Annotated in this window: 14 protein-coding genes and 2 pseudogenes; 7 read left to right on the top strand and 9 right to left on the bottom strand. The window is 49.7% G+C overall.

Annotation, left to right across the window (positions count from 1 at the left end):
- The first annotated feature begins 9 nt into the window (after positions 1–9).
- The 5 genes from DW083_RS07125 to DW083_RS07110 all read left to right on the top strand — a co-directional run bounded on the left by DW083_RS07125 (position 10) and on the right by DW083_RS07110 (position 7079).
- Positions 10–1608, top strand: coding sequence for a RagB/SusD family nutrient uptake outer membrane protein (locus DW083_RS07125; RefSeq protein ID WP_122331912.1), 1599 nt, complete (start codon positions 10–12; stop codon positions 1606–1608).
- A 189-nt stretch (positions 1609–1797) separates the two neighbouring features.
- Entirely contained in the window at positions 1798–2964 is a 1167-nt protein-coding gene (locus tag DW083_RS07120) for a glycoside hydrolase family 105 protein (protein WP_370038835.1), read from the top strand.
- Positions 2964–3923: a hypothetical protein gene (locus DW083_RS22615; RefSeq protein WP_233551879.1), complete on the top strand. Its 960-nt coding sequence runs from the start codon at positions 2964–2966 to the stop codon at positions 3921–3923. Before DW083_RS07120 ends, DW083_RS22615 begins: the two co-directional genes overlap by 1 nt.
- On the top strand, positions 3832–6258 hold the full coding sequence (locus DW083_RS07115; protein ID WP_233551877.1) for an SUMF1/EgtB/PvdO family nonheme iron enzyme: 2427 nt from the start codon (positions 3832–3834) through the stop codon (positions 6256–6258). The genes DW083_RS22615 and DW083_RS07115 overlap by 92 nt, the downstream gene beginning before the upstream one ends.
- A gap of 56 nt (positions 6259–6314) precedes the next feature.
- Positions 6315–7079, top strand: coding sequence for an exodeoxyribonuclease III (locus tag DW083_RS07110; RefSeq protein WP_122331911.1), 765 nt, complete (start codon positions 6315–6317; stop codon positions 7077–7079).
- 163 nt (positions 7080–7242) lie between these two features.
- Here DW083_RS07110 and DW083_RS07105 read toward each other — a convergent pair whose 3' ends face one another.
- The 7 genes and pseudogenes from DW083_RS07105 to DW083_RS07075 all read right to left on the bottom strand — a co-directional run bounded on the left by DW083_RS07105 (position 7243) and on the right by DW083_RS07075 (position 14908).
- A complete protein-coding gene (locus tag DW083_RS07105) occupies positions 7243–8178 on the bottom strand; it encodes a tRNA-dihydrouridine synthase family protein (RefSeq protein ID WP_122331910.1) in 936 nt (311 codons plus the stop codon).
- Positions 8178–8843 (bottom strand): lipoyl(octanoyl) transferase LipB, encoded by a 666-nt coding sequence (gene lipB, locus DW083_RS07100; RefSeq protein ID WP_122331939.1) that lies wholly within the window; start codon positions 8841–8843, stop codon positions 8178–8180. Before lipB ends, DW083_RS07105 begins: the two co-directional genes overlap by 1 nt.
- A gap of 4 nt (positions 8844–8847) precedes the next feature.
- Positions 8848–9633, bottom strand: coding sequence for a monofunctional biosynthetic peptidoglycan transglycosylase (gene mtgA / locus DW083_RS07095; protein WP_122331909.1), 786 nt, complete (start codon positions 9631–9633; stop codon positions 8848–8850).
- Between the two features lie 41 nt (positions 9634–9674).
- Positions 9675–11215, bottom strand: a pseudogene (gene xylE, locus DW083_RS07090) (D-xylose transporter XylE).
- A gap of 76 nt (positions 11216–11291) precedes the next feature.
- Positions 11292–12620, bottom strand: a complete 1329-nt coding sequence (gene xylA, locus DW083_RS07085; protein ID WP_115500259.1) for a xylose isomerase — start codon at positions 12618–12620, stop codon at positions 11292–11294.
- A gap of 52 nt (positions 12621–12672) precedes the next feature.
- Positions 12673–14160 (bottom strand): xylulokinase, encoded by a 1488-nt coding sequence (locus DW083_RS07080; RefSeq protein WP_115500258.1) that lies wholly within the window; start codon positions 14158–14160, stop codon positions 12673–12675.
- A gap of 8 nt (positions 14161–14168) precedes the next feature.
- A pseudogene (locus DW083_RS07075) lies at positions 14169–14908 on the bottom strand (NUDIX domain-containing protein).
- 186 nt (positions 14909–15094) lie between these two features.
- On the opposite strand from DW083_RS07075, the gene DW083_RS07070 reads away from it, so the two are divergent.
- Complete coding sequence (locus DW083_RS07070) at positions 15095–16915, top strand: TrkH family potassium uptake protein (RefSeq protein ID WP_122331908.1); 1821 nt, start codon at positions 15095–15097, stop codon at positions 16913–16915.
- Positions 16916–16930: 15 nt separating this feature from the next.
- Positions 16931–17617 carry a TrkA family potassium uptake protein gene (locus DW083_RS07065; protein WP_115500256.1) on the top strand — a complete coding sequence of 229 codons (687 nt, stop codon included), beginning with the start codon at positions 16931–16933 and terminating at the stop codon, positions 17615–17617.
- A gap of 65 nt (positions 17618–17682) precedes the next feature.
- On the opposite strand, the gene DW083_RS07060 is transcribed toward DW083_RS07065, so the two are convergent.
- Both DW083_RS07060 and DW083_RS07055 read right to left on the bottom strand, forming a co-directional pair.
- Positions 17683–18966 carry a hemolysin family protein gene (locus DW083_RS07060; RefSeq protein WP_115500255.1) on the bottom strand — a complete coding sequence of 428 codons (1284 nt, stop codon included), beginning with the start codon at positions 18964–18966 and terminating at the stop codon, positions 17683–17685.
- A gap of 155 nt (positions 18967–19121) precedes the next feature.
- Positions 19122–19427 carry a hypothetical protein gene (locus DW083_RS07055; protein WP_115500254.1) on the bottom strand — a complete coding sequence of 102 codons (306 nt, stop codon included), beginning with the start codon at positions 19425–19427 and terminating at the stop codon, positions 19122–19124.
- Positions 19428–19697: the final 270 nt, after the last annotated feature.

Below are 19697 nucleotides of genomic sequence, written 5' to 3'. Positions count from 1 at the left end.
AAATAAATTATGAAAAATATATTAGCGGCAGCTGCTGCAACATTTTTATTAGTAACATCCACCGGCTGCTCCGGCTTCCTGGATGAAGATCTGAAAAGTTCACTGGCTCCGGACAATACTTATACAAGCAGCTATGGCTTTGAAGTCGGTGTAACCGGCCTATACGGTTGGGCACGCTCCGAGTTTAACACTTGGGGAGATGCTACAACAAGCCAGGGACAGGCTTGTCCGTACGAATCATTCCAGGTTGGAACAGATATTGTCTATGCCGGTCATGGCGACGGTTCGTTGGTACCTTTTGAAAACTTATCCTACACGCCGTCCACTACGTTCGTTACGTCTTACTGGAACTGGGGATATGGCTTGATCGCTTCCTCAAATGAAATCCTTGAATATTCGGAAGGAGATGTAAGCTGGGATAAACCGACAGACAAAGCCTACTACCAAGCTGTCGCCCGTTTCTTCCGCGCTTATGCATACCGATACCTGGTATATCTGTACGGAGATGTTCCTTATGTAGACAAAATCGAGAAAAACTTCCGTATAGACTTCACCCGTACTCCTAAAACTGAAGTATTAGGCAAGATGATCGAAGACTTGCAATTTGCAATCGCAAATCTTCCGGAAGATCCGGACAAAGTGGAAGTCGGCCAGCTGACAAAATGGGCCGCCCAACACATGCTGTCGGAGGTTTATCTTATGGCAGGTAAATATGCTGAAGCAGAAGCTGCAGCCAAAGCTGTTATCGACTGTGGTTACTTCAATCTGATGACTTCACGCTTCGGTGCCGATAAAGATCAGCAGGGAGATCCGTTCTCCGATATGTTCAAAGAGTATAACCAGAACCGTACTTCCGGAAACAAGGAAAGTATCTGGGTTATGCAGCTTGAATATAATACAACCGGTGGTGGTGGAGAATATGAAGACTGGACAAAACGCGCCTGGGTTCCCAAATACTACAATGAAGACGGTTTCGTATTGGCTGATACTTTAGGAGGCCGTGGCCTGGCACAGATCGTTCCGTTCAAATGGTGGATCGAAAGCAGTGATTTCTTTGCTGCAACCGATATCCGTAACTCTGAATATAACATCAAGAGAAACTGGTATTACAACGATGTCACCTCTGATAAATATGGAAAGAAGGCTGATTTTACAGATGATACCTGGTCGAAACTTACCTTATTCCCGGCTGTAACCAAGTTCTTCTACGGAAAAGCAGATAACCTGAGCTACGGTGGTAACAACAAAGACCGTATGAAATTCCGTTTAGCTGAAACATACCTGCTGTTAGCAGAAGCTCGTTTGATGCAAAACAATGCACAAGGTGCTGCAGAAGCAATCAACGTGATCCGCAAACGTGCAAATGCCCCTGAGATTACAGCAAGCCAAGCAACAATCGACTTCCTGCTGGATGAACGTATCCGTGAGCTGGTCGGAGAAGAACTGCGCCGCTTCACTTTAGTCCGCACAGGCAAGCTCGTTGAACGTGTAAAGAAATACAATCCGTATAGCAGCACGATGGATGAGCATAACACTTTGTGGCCGATCCCGCAGACAATCATCGACTCTAACACAGGCGCTGAATTCCCGCAGAACCCTGGGTATTAATTTAGGATTCCAATACCTACACACTTATATTGAAAGGAGCTATGCCGCAGGGTATAGCTCCCTTTCTTTTTATAGGCGGAAGGGGTTTGGTACGTTTTTGAATCATTTTGAGATGATATTATTATACCAGGAGCCTTATCTTTCTTATTTTTGATGCAGAATTAAAATGATTAACACCAAGATTACAGTATCATGAAAACAATCAAGTATCTATCGGCAGGCTTATCTATTTGTGCCTGCACCTGTTTAGTAAATAATATGCCAACGAAAGCAGAGACCTCCAGCCCTGCCGTTACTGTCACTACCGGCAACTGGAACCGGCAAAGCGTAATGGACGTTGCCCGCAAGGTTGCCGACTGGCAGATCAAAGATTATCCCGATAATCAATACGCCAAGAGCGAACCGCGCGGCTGGGTGCCCGGCGCACTCTACATGGGAATGTACGACTGGGCCGAGCTCAGCAACGACAATACCTATTACGACTGGTTACGGAAAATATTCAACCGCCAGAGCTGGCAGGTCGCCAACCGGATGTACCATGCCGACGATGTATGTATCGCACAAACCTATATCGATTTCTATAACAAGGAAAAGAATGAGAACATGCTGAAGCCGACCATTGCCCGTGCGGACTGGGTCGTAAACAACCCCTCTAACGGAAGCATGGACCTGGACTATAGCAAGGGCAGCACGATCGAACGCTGGACCTGGTGCGACGCGCTCTTCATGGCACCGGGCGTCTATACACGCCTCTACACGCTGACCGGCAACCGTAAATACATGCATTTTGCCGACGGCGAATTCCGTGCGACTTATAATTACCTGTACGACAAAGATGAACATCTGTTCTACCGCGACAGCCGCTATTTCGACCAGCGGGAAGCCAATGGTAAAAAAGTATTCTGGGGACGCGGTAACGGTTGGGTGATCGGCGGCCTGGCCGAGATATTGAAAACGCTTCCGGCCAGCGATACCGAATATCGCCCCTTCTATCTCAGCCTGTTCAAGGAAATGAGCGAACGCCTCGCCGGATTGCAAGGTAAGGACGGTTACTGGCATGCCAGCCTGCTGGACCCGGACAGCTATCCTTCACCCGAAACAAGCGCGACAGGATTTGTCGTGTATGGCCTGGCCTACGGAATCAACCAGGGCTATCTGCCGGCAGACCAATATCTGCCTATCGTCAAAAAAGGTTGGGAAGCATTGGTGGCCGCTGTCGAAGCAGACGGCAAGTTAGGTTGGGTACAACCTGTAGGAGCCGATCCGAAGAAGGTGACGCGCGAGATGACGGAATTGTATGGCCCGGGCGCATTCCTGATGGCCGCATGTGAAATTTACAAATTAGCAGACAAATAATGCTCCGGTACAAAGTATATTTGCTCTTGGCACTCCTCTCCTGTTCCCTGCCTGCATTCTCCACTGCGGACGGAGTGGATTCGTTACGCCAGATACAGATCAACGACCTGAAGACACAGATCGGGTGGGTAAACCCGTCTGCCATGCGCGCCTATCTGGACGACACGAAACAGTCGTTAGGCGATAAAGCCCCCACGCTTTACCAAAAACTTTCCGAACTGGAAGCACTCCTGCCGGAAGTACGGCAAGCGCTTTCCGCCACAGCCTCCGACGAGGCGATCGGCAATGCCCGGAAACTGCTGGCTCTGAAACGGGAGATCATGCTTGCCAACCCGTTGTTGGACGTAGATCATATAGTAGTCGCCCGCTACCGCCTGGGCCATAAGTCCCGTAAGGCTATGGGGCCCTCGATGGGTACTTCGACGGCAAACTACAACTCGCTTTTTTCCAATTCACGCAAAGGATATGATGCCGAGATCGACATCCTGTCCGACCTGCGGGGCGAGGTCAAGAGCGAACGCATCTACAAGCCGGAAGCCGACGTGCCCGTCTCCGACATACAACTGCACTGGGACGCCGACCGCCTGCTGTTCTCCTCCCTCGATGCGAACCGGAAATGGCAGATATACGAAATAAAAACCGACGGGACGGGCCTTCACCAAAAGATTACAGTCGATGAGCCGGATCTGGAATTTTGCGATGCAAACTACCTGCCGGACGGAAAGGTGGTTGCCACGACCAATATCGGCTATAACGGCGTGCCCTGCGTACATGGCGACGATGTGGTTGCCAACCTGGTCTCTTACGATCCCGAGACACGTGACTTGCGCCGCCTGACGTTCGACCAGATGCAACTGGTCACCAATCGTGATCCCGAACGGCCGCATCATGTACACCCGTTGGGAATACACCGACCTGACACACTATTTCTCCCGTATCGTGATGCACATGAATCCTGACGGAACGGAGAACAAGGCGCTTTACGGCAGCGGTTCCTACTTTCCGAACAGCACGTTCGACATGAAACCGCTCTCCCGCCACAGCAGCCGCTTCGTCGGCATCATCTCCGGACATCACGGCACGGCGCGTTCGGGGCGGCTCGTCATCTTCGACCCTGCCAAAAGCCGTAAAGAGGAAAAAGGGATGATACAGGAACTTCCGTTCAAAGACCGTCCGATCGTCCCGCTTATCAAAGACGAACTGGTCAAAGGCGTCTGGCCGCAGTTTATGAAACCGTTCCCGCTGAACGAGAAATATTTCCTGGTTGCCTGTAAGCCGGCGGAAGATGCGCTATGGGGAATCTATCTGGTCGATGTGTTCGACAACCTGACTTTGATTGCCGAACAGGAAGGCGAAGGACTGACCGCCCCTATCCCATTGGCAAAACGCGAAACGCCTCCCGTCATCCCATCGAAGATCAAGCCGGGCAATAAGGAAGCGACCGTTTTCATACAGGACATCTATGAAGGGGAAGGCACACAGGGCATCCCGCGCGGGACAATCAAATCGCTCCGCATCTTCGCTTACGAATACGCCTATATCCTGGCTCCGTCCGATCATGACGCACAGGGCATACAAAGCGGATGGGACATCAAGCGTGTGTTAGGCACAGTTCCGGTAGAGGAAGACGGTTCAGCGCTTTTCACCATCCCAGCCAATACCCCTGTCTCCATTCAACCGTTGGACAAAGACGGGGCGGCAGTACAATGGATGCGCAGTTGGTTGACGGGCATGCCGGGCGAGATCGTTTCCTGCATCGGTTGCCATGAGGACCAGAACACCATGCCTATTCCCAAGCGTACAATTGCTTCGGCCAAACAGGCGCGCCGGCTGGAGACACCGGAAGGCGGCGTCCGTCCTTTCACGTTCCGTCTCGAAGTACAGCCGGTACTGGACCGTAACTGTGTCTCCTGCCACGATGGGACAACCGCCGAACCCGATTTCCGTAAAGACCGGATGGTCACCTACAAACGGGGAATACTGACGAAGATCAACAAGCAGTTCGACCAGAGCTATCTGAACCTGCATCCATACGTTTACCGGCAGGGGCCGGAGTCGGACATCTACGTCCTGAAACCGGCGGAGTTCCATGTCAGTAACAGCGAACTGATCCGCATCCTCCAAGCCGGACATCACGGCGTGCAGGTCCCGGACGAAGATATGCGCACGCTCTACACCTGGATCGACCTGAACGCCCCCTACTCCGGAGCGTTCACACAGATCGACCTGAAACCGGAGTCGCCCAAGAACCAGGTAGAACGCCGGATGGAACTGGCGGAGAAATACAGCGGCGTACGGGTAGACTGGCAAAAAGAGATTGCCGACTATGCCGATTGGCTGAAAGAAAATAAAACAGACCCGACCCCGCGTTCGACACGGAATCTCAAAAACGCCGCATCTTCTTCCAAGCTCGCTTCCATGCGGCCCCGCGTCAAGCGCGGGGAGAAGACCGGTGCAACCCAGCGTCTGACTATCGCCCCCGGCGTACACATCGACCTGGTTTGGATTCCGGCCGGCAGCTTCGTGATGGGCAACAACCGGACACCGGCAGCTTCTCCCGCTTTCAAAACAGATGTGAAGAAAGGCTTTTGGATGAGTACGACCGAGATTACGAATAAGCAGTTCTGCACGCTCTTTCCGGGACACGACAGCCGCTACATCGGACAGACCTGGAAGGACCATACAACACCCGGCTATCCGGCCAACCGACCGGATCAGCCCGTCGTACGTGTCAGCTGGGAAGAAGCCAACGCATTCTGCCGCAAGATCAGTGAGAATTTGAGCTGTAAGGCTTCGCTCCCGACAGAGACACAGTGGGAATGGGCGGCACGGGCCGGAAGTACGGATGATTTCTGGTTTGGCTCTGTCAACAGCGATTTCGGCAGCTACGAAAACCTGGCGGACAGTACAACCGTAGACCTCGCCGTAACAGGCGTAGACCCCAAACCGATGCGCCCGACCGATCCGATGCGCCGGTTCTGGGATTTCCTGCCGAAGGTGTTGAACGTCAACGACCATCAACTGATCAGCTGCCCGGTTGCCTCTTACCATCCCAATCCCTGGGGATTATATGATATGAACGGAAATGTGGCGGAATGGACGGCATCCGGCTACGTCCCTTATCCCTTGAAGGAAAAGGGGAACTACCCGGAAGCAGAAAAGAGGGTTGTGCGCGGCGGTTCCTGGCGCGAACGTCCCCACTACTCCACTTCGGCTGTCCGCAAGGCGTATCTGCCCTGGCAACGGCCGATGAATGTCGGGTTCAGGATTATTGTAGAGGATGCGGACTTGTAATTATGGATAGTGATTCATTTTAATTACATTTGTCTCATCATTATAACAATTGAAATATGAAGATTATCACATACAACGTAAACGGACTGCGTGCCGCCGTCGGAAAAGGACTTCCCGAATGGCTCGCCCGGGAACTTCCCGATGTGCTTTGCCTGCAGGAAACCAAGTTGCAACCGGACCAATTCCCCGCCGAACCGTTCGAGGCGCTTGGTTATAAGGCCTGGCTCTACAGTGCACAGAAAAAAGGATACAGCGGTGTCGCAATCCTGAGCCGCCGGGAGCCGGACCATGTGGAGTATGGAATGGGAATCGAGAAGTACGACAATGAAGGGCGTTTTATCCGGGCGGACTTCGGGGATCTGTCGGTTGTCAGCGTCTACCATCCTTCGGGAACGAGCGGCGACGAGCGGCAGAGCTTCAAGATGGAGTGGCTGGAAGATTTCCAAAGCTATGTGGTGGAACTGCAAAAATCACGCCCGAAGCTGATTCTCTGCGGCGACTACAATATCTGCCACGAAGCGATCGACATCCACGATCCGGTGCGCAATGCCACGAACAGCGGTTTCCTTCCGGAAGAGCGCGAATGGATGACCCGTTTCCTGAATGCCGGCTACGTCGATACGTTCCGCCTGCTCCATCCGGACAAACAAGAATATACATGGTGGAGCTACCGGTTCGGCGCCCGCGCTAAAAACAAAGGATGGCGTATCGATTATTGCATGGTCAGCGAACCGCTGAAACCACAGGTTGATGCCGCCTATATCCTGAACGAGGCGGTCCATTCGGATCATTGCCCGGCAGTGATAGAAGTTAAGGATTGAACTAATCAGGCGTATTGGTTCTAAGCAATAGGGTACCTGTGGTTCCAACCAATCAGCCGTATTGGTGGTAAGCAATAGGATACCTGTGGTTCTAAGCAATCAACCGTATTGGTTCTAAGCAATAGGGTGCCTGTGGTGGTAAGCAATAAGGCACCTGTGCTTTTCAACCTTCTATCATCGCTTTTACGGCTTCCATGTATGCGGCCAGACGGATACTTTTGAGGACTTTCTTTCTTAATTTCTTTTCGGCATCAGGTAGTAGATAATCCCAAACGGTTTTGATTTTATCCAGTACCTGATGCTCTCCACCTTCCAGACGGGAACTGTAGCTTTCCAGCAACAACGCATGAAAAGCATGCAGTTTATCCTTCTTTTCCTGCACGGATAGAGAGACGCCGGACGAATACTCGGCTGCCAACCAGGGAAAAGCGAGCAGGCCGCGCCCTAACATCACGCCTTTCAGACGGGGGAAGCGGGAGGTTATCGAATGAATATCCGCAAGTGTATGGATATCGCCGTTATAAAACAACGGATGGGTGCATAGGTTGTAGAAGCGGGAGAAAGCATCTTCGTCCGTAGCGCCTTTATACTGCTGCGTGCCAATCCTCGGATGGAGCGTCAGGTGCGTGAGCGGCAATTCGTTCAGGAAAGGTAAAAGAGCCTGCGCCTCATCTACCGAATCCCACCCTAAGCGCAGCTTGACGGAAAACCGGATATCCGGAAATTCACAGATTGTTTCCAGCATCTTCTTCGCCTCATCAGGATAAGGCAATATCCCGGCTCCCCGGTGCAGCCGCGCCTGCATGGGGAAAGGACATCCCATGTTTATATCGGCACGCCGGTAGCCGCGCTCCCTAAACAAGGTGGCAATCCGGCGAAACTCTTCGGGTGAAGAGGCTATCAACTGAGGGACGACCGGAGCCGACAGATTCCCTTCGGGGGCGATATCGCGAAGCTCCTTATTCCGGAAACCCTCCCTTTCCAAACGGACAAAAGGGGTATAATAGGCTTCGACTCCACCGAAGACTTGTGCATGAGCTTCTCGATACGCCGAATCGGTATATCCCTGCAAGGGGGCAAAATGGATTGTATAAGGCATCAGGGAAACATTTCTAAGAAGAGTGAATGAAGACGGGCTTTCGCCAACTCGAAATCCTGCGCTGCGCCCAACTCCTTTTCCAGGGAGGTGACGCCTTTGTCTTTAAAGCCGCAGGGGTTGATCAGAGAGAAATAGCTCAGATCGGTATTGATGTTCAATGCAAAGCCGTGCATCGTCACGAAGCGGCTGCTTTTCACGCCGATCGCACATATCTTACGCGCTTTCCCCGGCACATCGGGATCGATCCAGACGCCTGTCGCACCCGGCAACCGTTCGCCTTTGATGCCGTAAAGAGCGAGGAAACGGATAATCGTCTCTTCCAATATGTCGATATATTGCTTCAATCCCAACTTCCAGCAATCGAGGTCGAAGACCGGATAGCCGGTGATCTGTCCGGGGCCGTGATAAGTGATATCTCCTCCCCTGTTGATATGATAGAAAGAGATGCCACGGTCGGCAAGCAGCTCTTCCGGGATCAGCAGATTGGCATCTTTCCCGCTTTTGCCGATTGTCAACACCGGCAGGTGTTCACAAAAGAACAGGTGGTTTTCGGCGGAACTGTTTTGTGCCTTCGCTTCCAGCAAGGCATTGAAAGCGGCCGTCTGGCGTTCCAGCGCATTCTCATACTCGATGCGTCCGAGGTCGTGATATACAAAGTGATTCATATGATTACCATTCTTGTGTAAATACATTTGCATCTGCCCGCAGCTTCTTCCGTTTGCGCACTTTCTTACTACCGGATTCGGGATCGGGATCACCACTGTCGTGCCCCATTTCGATCTTGAGCAACTTGCCCATGAGCGACATGATCTTCGCCTGCCGCTTCAGCATATAGGGAGACGGTTTTGCCGAATTGAACCGGCGGGGATTGGGCAGTGTGGCGGCAATCAGAGCCGCTTCCGCTTTCGTCAGTTTATAGGCTGGCTTCTTGAAATGCGCCTGTGCGACCGCTTCGGCGCCATAAATACCGTCGCCCATTTCGATCGAGTTCAGATAGACTTCCATGATGCGCTCCTTTCCCCATATCCATTCGATCAGGACGGTGAAGTAGGCTTCTATCCCCTTGCGCAGATAGGTCTTTCCGGGCCAGAGGAATACATTCTTGGCTGTCTGCTGCGAGATTGTGCTGGCGCCGCGTACACGTTTGCCTTTCTCGGCATCGGCACGGGCTTTCTGGATTTGTGTCATATCGAACCCGTGATGATCGAGAAAGAGGTTGTCTTCCGAAGCGACAACCGCCTGCGCCAAAGGCTGGGCGATCTTTTTCATCGGAACCCACTTATGCTCCAGCTTAAAGGGCTTGCCGTCCTGAAACTGCTCATACATCCGGATAAACATCAGCGGAGTATAATAGACAGGAACAAACTTATAAGCCACGACAGCCAGCAAACTGGATATAAACAGGAACAACAGCAGGTTCCGGCTCCATATTAATATTTTCTTCAGTATGTGCATTTATATTTATCCGACTCTATTCTGCCGGCAAACTTACTGAATTATTTCCAATACTGTTCCATCTGTTCCAATGTCTTTCCTTTCGTTTCGGGCACAAACTTCCAGATAAACAAGGCGGCCAGGATTCCCATGATGCCGTAAATCCAGTAGCCATGCCATGATTGAACGTTTCCGTCAGATACTGGTTCTTGTCCAACATCGGGAAGGTCCAGGAAACAAGGAAATTGGCGATCCACTGCCCTGCAACGGCAATGCTCATCACCGTCGAACGGATCGTATTCGGGAAAATCTCTGCCAGCAACACCCAGCAGACCGGTCCCCACGACATGGCAAAACCAGCCGTATAGACCAACATGCAAACCAGCGAACCGACACCGACGGAATGCGTATAGAACGTCGTCCCCAGAACCATCATCGAGACAGCCATAATCAAAGCCCCGATAATCATCAGCGGGCGGCGTCCGAACTTGTCGACCGTAAAGATAGCCAACACGGTAAAGGACAGGTTCACAGCTCCCACCACGATCTGCTGCAACAAAGCGGCATCGGTAGCAGCTCCCATCGTCTTAAATATCTCCGGTGCATAATAGAGCACGACATTGATCCCGACAAACTGCTGGAAACCGGACAGCAACACGCCGACAAGAATAATCAACATCCCGAAAGAACGGATCGGGAACACTAACGACACGAAGAAACTGCCGATCAGGGCAATCTCCAGCGCACTTGTATTACCGGCCAGTTCCAATGCCCCGTATGAAAGCAAGAACAACACCAGCCACATCCCCATAAACAGGAAATAAGGGCGCATGGAAGGTTCCTGTCTCTTGAAACTTTCCTTGATCTCTTCCAGTTCGGGTCCGGCACTCTCCTTCCCCATCAAACGGTTCAGAACAGACAAGGCCTTCTCCGTCTTCCCGCGCATCACCAGATAGCGGGGAGTCTCCGGCACAAACATCAGCAGGACAAAGAAAAGCAAGGCCGGGATAATCTCGGACGCAAACATCCAGCGCCAGCCTATCGAATTGAGCCATGCAGCATCTCCCTGCAAGGCAATACTGTAGTTCACAAAGTAGACAACAAGCATACCGAAGATAATGGCAAACTGGTTCCACGACACTAAATTCCCCCGCCTGTCGGCAGGCGCCATCTCGGCGATATACATCGGAGAGACCATGGATGCCAGGCCGACACCAATGCCCCCGAGAATACGATAACACACAAAAAGATACATAAAAGTATGATCTCCGCTCCCCGGCATCCCGACGAAGAGTTCCGGCCATGCCGAACCGACAGCCGATAACAGGAACAGCACGGCAGCCAGAATAAGCGTCGGCCTCCGTCCATAGCGCTGGCTGATCCAGCCGGCAAAGGATGCGCCCAGGATGCAACCGATCAGGGCACTGCTCACAACAAAACCTTCCAACGCATTTGCCTGGTCTAAAGGTAATCCGAAAGGTTCAATAAAGAATTTACGCAGCGATTCGACCGTCCCGGATATCACTGCCGTATCATATCCGAATAGTAATCCGCCCAGTGTGGCTACCAGGGTGATACCAAAGATGTAGTTGTTATTTTTCACGATATAGATTCTAATTATCGGCGTGTTGTAGAGATGCACGGCCGTGCATCTCTACGCACCGACAAATTATAATTTATTAAATATACTGATTGATAATCATCTCATACAACTCCTGCTTGCCGCTGATCTGCTTCGGTTCGTCGCCGGCAAGGGCAATTGTGCGCAAGTCTTCGAGAAGGAGTTTGCCGTCTTCGAACTTCTTGCCGTCGCCCTGGTCGAAGCTGGCGTAACGTTCGGCACGCATCTTCTTGTAATCGGAATGTTCCAGGATATCGGCAGCCGCCATCAAAGCACGTGCAAACGAATCCATACCGCCGATATGAGCCAGGAAGATATCGTCGAGGTCAGTCGAGTTACGACGGGTCTTCGCATCGAAGTTCGTACCTCCGGTTGTCAGTCCGCCCGCTTCCAGGATAACCAGCCAGGCCTGTGTCAGTTCGTAAATGTCTACGGGGAACTGGTCCGTATCCCAACCATTCTGATAGTCGCCTCTGTTTGCATCGATGCTGCACAGCATACCGGCATCGGCGGCAGCCTGAAGTTCGTGTTCGAATGTATGGCCGGCCAATGTAGCATGGTTCACTTCGATGTTGATAGCGAAATCCTTGTCGAGGCCATAGTGGCGCAGGAAGCCGATCACGGTTTCCGTATCTGCGTCATACTGATGCTTGGTCGGTTCCATCGGCTTAGGTTCCACCAGGAAAGTGCCCTTGAAACCGTTCTTGCGGGCATAATCGCGTGCCATTGTCAGCATCATGGCCAAATGATCCTTTTCACGTTTCATATTGGTGTTCAGCAGGCTCATGTAGCCTTCGCGTCCGCCCCAGAATACATAGTTCTCTCCACCCAGCTCGATACAGGCGTCGATTGCATTCTTGATCTGCGTACCGGCACAAGCGACAGCCGGGAAATAAGGATTGGTAGCCGCTCCGTTCATATAACGTTTATGCCCGAATACATTAGCTGTAGACCACAACAGTTTCTTTCCGGTTGCTTCCTGGTGCTGTTTGGCGAATCCCACCATCGTATGCAGGTCCTTTTCAAATTCAGCCAGTGTCGGAGCTTCGTCCACCACGTCCACATCATGGAAACAATAGTACGGGATACTGCACTTGGTCATAAACTCGAAAGCAGCATCCATTTTATATTTAGCGCGGGAAATACGATCCGCTGCGGTATTCCAGGGGAATGATTTTGTGCCACCGCCAAACTGGTCTGCGCCTTCCGCGCACAACGTATGCCAGTAAGCCATTGCAAAGCGGAGGTGATCTTTCAAGGTCTTGCCCATTACGACCTTGTTTTCATCATAATAATGAAAAGCCATCGGATTCTTCGACTCACGTCCTTCAAACTCTATTTTCCCGATTCCAGGGAAAAACTCTTTTTCACCTTTAAAATAATTCATGATACTCGTTATATTTAATCAATTAAACAATTCTACATTTACAAATACGGAACTACTCCAACGCTTTCTCCAGCCTTTCCTTCCATATCTCAAAAGCACCGCAATATTTATCCGCTTTCAGACCGTCGGGTTCTATCACACTGATCTTTTTCAAGGAAGCGAACGCTTCTTCCGCCGAGGTATAGACACCCGCACCGATACCGGCTCCTTTAGCTGCCCCGGCAGCTCCGTTCGTGTCATAAAGTTCGATCACCGTTCCGGTCACACCGGCCAGCGCATCCCGGAAAATCGGACTCAGGAAGAGATTTGCATTTCCGGCACGGATTACTTCGATATCGATTCCCATTTCATTCATGATATCCATACCGTATTTGAAGGAGAAGACGATGCCTTCCTGGGCGGCACGAGCGATATGGGCTTTGTTATGAATATTGAAATTCAGCCCATACATAGAGCAATCCACCGGCTTGTTCTGTAACATACGTTCCACACCGTTCCCGAAAGGCAGGATCGACAGGCCTTCCGAACCGATCGGCACGGTTGCCGCCAATTCATTCAGTTCCGGATAGTTGATTCCTTCGGGAGCCACATTACGCTTGATCCATGAGTTCAGGATACCCGTTCCGTTAATGCACAACAGCACGCCCAGGCGGGTCTGTTCATCCGAATGGTTGACATGCGCAAATGTATTCACACGTGACAAAGTATCATAATTCACCTTGCCGTTCACACCATATACGACGCCCGACGTCCCGCCTGTAGCAGCGATCTCGCCCGGATTCAGCACATTCAATGATAAAGCATTATTCGGCTGGTCGCCTGCACGATAGGTAACAGGCGTCCCTTTCTTCAACCCCAATTCCGAAGCGACGGAGCCGAGCAATTCGCCCTGCAGACCGAAAGTCGGACGGATATCCGGTATCAGGTCTTTACTGAAGCCGAAATAACGCATCAACTCTTCCGACACCCTGTTATTCCGGAAATCCCAGAAGATACCTTCCGACAGGCCGGAAACAGTCGTCACGATATCGCCCGTCATACGCATGGCAATAAAGTCGCCGGGCAACATGAATTTATACACCTGTTCGAATATGTGCGGTTCAAACTCCTTGACCCATGCCAATTTGGAAGCAGTGAAGTTTCCGGGGGAATTCAGCAGGTGCGTCAAACACTGTTTCTCGCCAATCGACTTGAAAGCACGCTCGCCGTAAGACACTGCACGGCTGTCACACCAGATAATAGACGGACGCAAAACCTGCATCTTCTTATCCACCAACACAAGCCCGTGCATCTGGTAAGAGATACCGATCGCCTCGATCTCAGTTCCTTTGATCCCGGCTTTCGAGATCGCCCCTTTTATCGCCTCTTTCAGAAATATCCACCAATCATCCGGATTCTGCTCTGCCCATCCGGGACGTACGGCATTGATCACCGCCTCTTCTTTCGGATAAAAATCGGAAGCAATCGTCAACCCCGTATCCTTATCGACAATTGAAGCCTTCACCGAAGAGCTTCCGATATCACAACCTAATAAACACATATTATTTTTTATATCTTGTTAAAATTCGAATGTAACTTATTATACTTTATCCTGTCGAACCGGAAATAGCGGGCTGCCCGGTGGTTTACACCTGTTTCCGTTTCATCTGTCTGCACGATATACTCCATCGTAGACATTTTCTTACGGAAATTACGGACATCGACCTCCTTATCGTAAACGATTTCAAAAATACGCCGCAACTGATAAGCGGTAAACTTCGGAGGAAGGTAGTCGAAGACAATGCCCGGCTCGCGATCCACCCAATCCCGTATCTCTTGCCTGGCAGCTTCTATGATCTCTTTATGGTCGAAGGGCAAATGAGGCAGTTCGTTAACCGGAGCCAGATCAGGGTATCGGACTTCTCATCCATCGTCGTCTTTTTCCCGATCTTGCACAACGCCAGGTAAGCAACCGTCACGATCCTTGAAATCTTCATTTTGGAAGCATTTTCCAACCATTGTACGTCTTCTTTATTTTTTGTCCGGGCGGGAGAGCCGAAACTCCGGAACTGTTTCAGGGCAACGCGCTTCAAACCGGTCGCTTCGTTCAGCACACGATAGGCAGCCGTGTCCAAGTCTTCGCTTTCGTAAATCAAGCTTCCCGGCAGTTTATAATGTTTTTCATCACTGCCGGCCACCTGCCTTTCGACAAGCAACACACATAATTTATCTTCGTTTGTCCCTAATAATACGCAATCTACCGAAACATGCGGGTAAAACATTTCTTTCTTATTTTTCTGTGTTTCCATAATATCGTAATAAAGATTTATCGCAAATATAAACTTTAAAATAATATCAGACATAATGTATTTATAACAATATGTATCAAGGATGATCTAAACCCGGATATTTAACATACATTACCACGCACGAAAAAAAAGGGCTCCTGCTTCTAACATTTATTTAATACATTTGTTCTTTTAAAAAGACAAGACATGGATTTCAAGCATCTACAATTCTCTCTCCGTATGTATTGGGCGAACATGAAAGGTTTGCTGAATATGATTGCAGAAGGGATTATACTTATCGCCTCGATCGCCACCCTCTTTACACTGGTCTACCAGTTCGGATTCAAATATTCGGTTCACGTCACCCATATGCTGGAAACAAGCCGGATTTATCTGTTGCTGGCATTTTTCACAGGGATTTCGCTCCGGTACATTTTGAAGTTCAAAGAGATCATACAGGAGAAATTGCTCTATCTGGATATAGGAATCTATTTTTTCCTGTTCGCCGTCCTGTCGGGGAAGGTGTTTTTCAAGGAGGCGATCCATCAATCGCTGCCCTACCTGAGCTTTCTGACAGAACCGCTGTTTATTTATTTCCTGCTGTTGCTGTTGAGCGTCATCCACCTGTCGCGGCAGACTTTCACCTTGCTGCAAAGCCATATAAAGCCGTCTTTCCTGTTCCTGCTAAGTTTCGTATTTGTCATTCTGGTCGGTTCGGGACTGCTGATGCTGCCTAACGCCACGGTTCACGGCATCCACTTCATCGACGCCCTGTTTATATCGACGACTTCCGTTTGCGTCACCGGACTGACAACGGTTGATGTGGCCACGACTTTTACCCAGACAGGGCATATCATCATCATGTTCCTGATTCAGATAGGCGGGATCGGAGTCATGACCTTTACCAGCTTTTTTGCTTTGTCTTTTATGGGACATTCTTCTTTCAGCAGCAAGCTCGTCCTGAAAGATATGCTCAACGAAGACCGGATAAACGGGCTTTTCCGGGTAATCCTCAACATCCTGTTCGTGACCCTTTTCATCGAAGGAGTCGGCGCGTACCTGATCTATATGGATGTGAAAGGTTCTCTGCCGGGAGGGACGCAGGAAGAGGTATTCTATGCCGTGTTCCATGCAGTCTCGGCATTCTGTAATGCGGGAATATCGACCCTGAGCGGAAATATGTACGACCCGCTGGTGATTCACAAATACAATCTGCATGTCTGGATCTCCCTGCTGATCATATTCGGAGGCTTGGGATTCCCGATCGTTTTCAACTATCTGAAACTATTGAGGCATTTACTTGTCAACAGCTTCAAAATCCTTATCGGACAGCAGAAACATTACATCCATACACCGCGCATTATCAATATCAACACGTATATCGTAGTGATTAGCACACTGGTATTGTTGGCCGGCGGAACAGTTTTCTATTACCTGCTGGAAATGAATAACACACTGGCCGGATTACCGTTTAGAGGACAGCTTGCCAATGCGTTCCTGGGAGCCACGACGCCCCGTACGGCAGGTTTTTGTGTGGCGGACATGGGTTCGCTGACCTCCGGCACACTGATGTTGACATTGATCCTGATGATCATAGGAGCAGCTCCCATGTCGACCGGCGGAGGCCTGAAAGTGACAACCGTATGTGTCGCCTTACTGACAGCCCGCAATGCCGCCCGGGGAAAAGAGAATGTGGAAATCCGTAAACGTGAAATCTCCCGGGATACCATACGCAGGGCTTTCGCGACGATTGTTTTCTATTTCTGCTGGTTGGGCCTGGCAGTATGGCTCTTGTCCGTCACGGAAAAAGGCGCATCGGTATTTACACTGACATTCGAAACGGTGTCTGCACTCAGTACAGTCGGGCTAAGCCTGAATTTCAGCCCGATGCTAAGCCTGCCGGGAAAGCTGATCATCATCTTTACCATGCTGGTCGGCCGTATCGGCATACTGACCTTCTTCATCAGTTTCAGCAAAGAATATAAAAAGAAGAACTACACATATCCGCAAGAGAATATATTAATGTAACATAAGCTATACAGTATGAAATATTTAGTAATCGGATTAGGGAACCTGGGACGTGCCATCGCTGAAAGCCTGACACGCATCGGTAATGAAGTGATCGGCGTCGACGTCGACCAGCATAAGATCGAAGCCGTAAAGCATACGATCTCGGGAGCGATCAGTCTCGACACGACAGACAAGGACGCACTGAACACCTTGCCGCTAAACGAAATGGATGCGATCTTCGTCACCTTCGGCAAAGATTTCGGGACCTCCATCCAAACGGTTGCGATGCTTAAAAATCTGGATGCAAACAAGCTGGTCGTACGGGGAATCTCTCCTATCCATGAAGCGGTGATCCGCTCGATCGGCGTGACCGAGATTATTACGCCGGAAGATGATTTTGCAGGCATGTACGCCTCCCAATCTTTATTTGGGAAACGGTTCAAACAATGGTACAGAGTGACAGACACCCATCATCTGTATAAAATAAAAGCGCCCGCCACCTTCGTCGGGCAGACTTTACAGACGATAGACCTGGAAGAAAATTTCGGCGTACGCCTTGTCGGCATCGAACGCCCCAAAGAAGAACGCAACCTGATCGGACTGAAACAAATCCAATATTCCGTGATCAGCAAAATCACCGGCGACCTGACAATAGAAGAAGGCGACCTGCTGATCCTGTTCGGCAAGATGGAGGTCCTGCATAAACTGGCCGAAATATAATTCCATGCCCATGCAATCCGTTTTCCATGGGCATGGAATTTCGGACGGATGGGCATGGAATAATTTTACGATACCTCGTCTTCCGGTAATTTCTTCACCAAAACCTTATCGATGCGGGCGCCGTCCATATCGACTATCTCGAACTCGAAATTCAACCATGTCAACCTTTCGCCTGTCTTCGGAACCCGTTCCAGGATTTCAAGGATCAGACCGCTTAACGTGTTATAGTCATGTTCGGCATACAGGTCTTCCAAGTCGAAATATTCGAGGAAGTCATAGAAACTATACTGCCCGTCCACCAACCAGGAGCCGTCGGCACGTTGGACGATCTCGGCTTCTTCTCCGACTTCCGGCACCTGTCCGATCAATCCTTCCATGATATCTTTCAGGGTGACGATACCTTGTATGCCACCGAACTCATCCGTTACGATACCATATTTCGCACGCGCCTGCTTAAACTGTTCCAAAGCATTATACACGCTCTGGTTCTCCGGCATAAATTCGGCAGGACGGATCACCTGCTCCAAAGAAAAACCGGGTTCGTCGATGCGGCCAAAAAGGTCTTTCAGGTAGACAACCCCTTTGATCTCGTCAAACTTTCCGGAAGCGACAGGATAGATATTGAAAAGATTTTCCTGCACCTTTTCGCGTATCTGCTCGATACTGTCTGTCAAGTCCAACCATACAAGCTCGCTGCGATGCGTCATGATAGAACCGACTTTACGGTCTCCCAGATTAAAGACACGTTCCACGATATCCTGTTCCACTTCCTGCACCTCTCCCCCGTCAAAGCCTTCTTTTACGATCGCCTTGATTTCTTCTTCCGTCACTTTATTCTCTTCAGCGCTATCCGTCCCGATCAGTTTTACGGTCAACGCCGTACTCTTGGACAGTAACCATACGAAAGGCGAAGCAACCATCGACAGCAGATTCATCGGTTTGGCAACCAACATCGAAACCTTTTCCGCATAACCCATACCGATACGCTTGGGCACCAACTCGCCAACGATTAGCGTCAGATAAGTAACGACAACGACTATTGTAGTTTTAGAAATTCCCAATGCATAAGGTTCCAAGAAAGGAACATGGCGCACATGCTCCGCCAAGTCGTAAGCGAAAGCCTCACCAGAATATAAACCTGTTAAAATACCGATCAACGTAATTCCGATTTGGATAGTAGAAAGAAATCTGTCCGGTTCGTTTGCTAATTTCAGAGCTGTTTGAGCAGATTTGTTACCTCGTTTTGCTTCCAGTTCGAGACGCGCCTTACGCGCCGACACCAAAGCAATTTCCGACATGGAGAGAAGTCCGTTCAATAAGATAAGACCAATAATAATGACAATTTCCATTTGTTATGTACACAGCGATTGATTATGGAGGCGAAGATATGAATTATTCGAACCACAATGTCTAACAAGATGAAAATATTTCCAATTAATATATAAAAAAAGCCATCCTATCTTCTCAGACAGGACGGCCTTGTATATTAATAGATAGATACGTACTATTCAACTACTTCACCTTTTTCATTCAGAACAACCGTTTGTTCCTTCTGATCTTTGTCTGCAAGTACGACTTTATACTTCTTAGCACCATCGGCACCTGCGACGTATGCTTCTTTCACTGTACTTCCTTCATAAGACTTGGCAATTGCATCCTGTACAGCCTGGGGAAGATCTTTCACTTCGATCTTCACGAAATCATCCTGCATAACGTTTTCAACTGATGCCTGTACCGTTACTGCTTGTGCACTTTGTGATGCAAATGCAACACATGCTACTACTGCTACCATTAAAACAATCTTTTTCATGACTTTACTAATTTAATAAGTTTATACCCAATAATTAAAACCTAAACTTTAAATACAATCTGAAAAGATTAGTACAAGGATTATACCATGAGCGGTGCCAGCCGGACACACAAAACACACGACAATTGAAAAACAAAGCATAAAGCAACAATGCCATATCCGGATGCCAGACAAAACCTGTAGAACAAGATGTAGAACACGAGTATTTTTTCTACAATAAACACCCCAATCTCCCGCCAATCTCCATTTTAATTGTTAATTTAGCCACAT

The sequence above is a fragment of the Parabacteroides sp. AF48-14 genome (genome assembly GCF_003477465.1).
Lineage (GTDB): Bacteria > Bacteroidota > Bacteroidia > Bacteroidales > Tannerellaceae > Parabacteroides > Parabacteroides acidifaciens.
Note: the sequence above shows the minus strand (reverse complement) of the source record. Positions and strands in the feature narration are given on the sequence as shown.

Coding starts and splice junctions, on each gene's coding strand:
- DW083_RS07110 (WP_122331911.1), top strand. CDS start 6,315: ATGAAGATTATCACATACAACGTAAACGGACTGCGTGCCGCCGTCGGA.
- DW083_RS22615 (WP_233551879.1), top strand. CDS start 2,964: ATGCTCCGGTACAAAGTATATTTGCTCTTGGCACTCCTCTCCTGTTCC.
- DW083_RS07080 (WP_115500258.1), bottom strand. CDS start 14,160: ATGTGTTTATTAGGTTGTGATATCGGAAGCTCTTCGGTGAAGGCTTCA.
- DW083_RS07070 (WP_122331908.1), top strand. CDS start 15,095: ATGGATTTCAAGCATCTACAATTCTCTCTCCGTATGTATTGGGCGAAC.
- DW083_RS07060 (WP_115500255.1), bottom strand. CDS start 18,966: ATGGAAATTGTCATTATTATTGGTCTTATCTTATTGAACGGACTTCTC.
- DW083_RS07055 (WP_115500254.1), bottom strand. CDS start 19,427: ATGAAAAAGATTGTTTTAATGGTAGCAGTAGTAGCATGTGTTGCATTT.
- xylA (WP_115500259.1), bottom strand. CDS start 12,620: ATGAATTATTTTAAAGGTGAAAAAGAGTTTTTCCCTGGAATCGGGAAA.
- lipB (WP_122331939.1), bottom strand. CDS start 8,843: ATGAATCACTTTGTATATCACGACCTCGGACGCATCGAGTATGAGAAT.
- DW083_RS07065 (WP_115500256.1), top strand. CDS start 16,931: ATGAAATATTTAGTAATCGGATTAGGGAACCTGGGACGTGCCATCGCT.
- mtgA (WP_122331909.1), bottom strand. CDS start 9,633: ATGCACATACTGAAGAAAATATTAATATGGAGCCGGAACCTGCTGTTG.
- DW083_RS07105 (WP_122331910.1), bottom strand. CDS start 8,178: ATGCCTTATACAATCCATTTTGCCCCCTTGCAGGGATATACCGATTCG.
- DW083_RS07125 (WP_122331912.1), top strand. CDS start 10: ATGAAAAATATATTAGCGGCAGCTGCTGCAACATTTTTATTAGTAACA.